Below are 688 nucleotides of genomic sequence, written 5' to 3'. Positions count from 1 at the left end.
GGCGGCACCAGCGGCTCCCGGTCGCCGGTGCCCGACGCGCACGCGAGGCTGTTCGGTGTCTACCTGCCCATCGAGGGACTCGACTCGGATCCGAGCTGGGACGAGGCGGTCGAGGTGGGCGGGCGACCGCGGGCCCCGTACGACCCGGTCCTCACCGCCCTGCAGAGGATCGGCACCGTGAGGCTCCGCGCCCGGCAGGTGAGGGCGGAACAGGAGGCCTCGGTCGCCGGGGTCACGTTCCGGGTCACCGGCCAGGAGCGGCCCCACGCGTTCCCGATGGACTTCGTCCCACGGATCCTCACCGCAGAGGTATGGGAGAGGCTCGCCGCGGGCATCGAGCAGCGCGCCCGAGCCCTCGACGCGTTCCTCGATGACGTCTACGGCGAGCAGGAGTTCGTGGCGGCCGGGCACCTCACCCCCGAGGCCCTGGACCGCGCGCCGGGGTTCCGGACCGGCACCGGGCAGGCACCGGGGGCGGGCCGGGTCCGGGCCCACATCTGCGGGATCGACCTGGTGTGCGCTGACGACGGTCGGTGGTTGGTGCTCGAGGACAACGTCCGCGTCCCCTCGGGCATCGCCTTCTCCACCGCCCACCGCGAGATGACGGCGACCCTGTTCGGAGATCTCGTGGACGAGTTCGATCTCCACTCGCCCGACCAGGCGTTCCCCATGATCCGCGACACCCTGC

General features: G+C 72.7%; 1 protein-coding gene. It reads left to right on the top strand.

Annotation, left to right across the window (positions count from 1 at the left end; genetic code table 11):
* Nucleotides 1–27: 27 nt before the first annotated feature.
* A partial coding sequence (locus tag G6026_RS17885) for a circularly permuted type 2 ATP-grasp protein (protein ID WP_347238072.1) occupies nt 28–688 on the top strand: 661 nt, incomplete at its 3' end.

This window comes from Dietzia sp. DQ11-38-2, assembly GCF_014145055.1.
In the GTDB taxonomy this organism is placed as follows: Bacteria; Actinomycetota; Actinomycetes; order Mycobacteriales; family Mycobacteriaceae; genus Dietzia.
The sequence above is the reverse complement of the archived record's forward strand: the minus strand, read 5'-3'. Positions and strand labels throughout refer to the sequence as shown.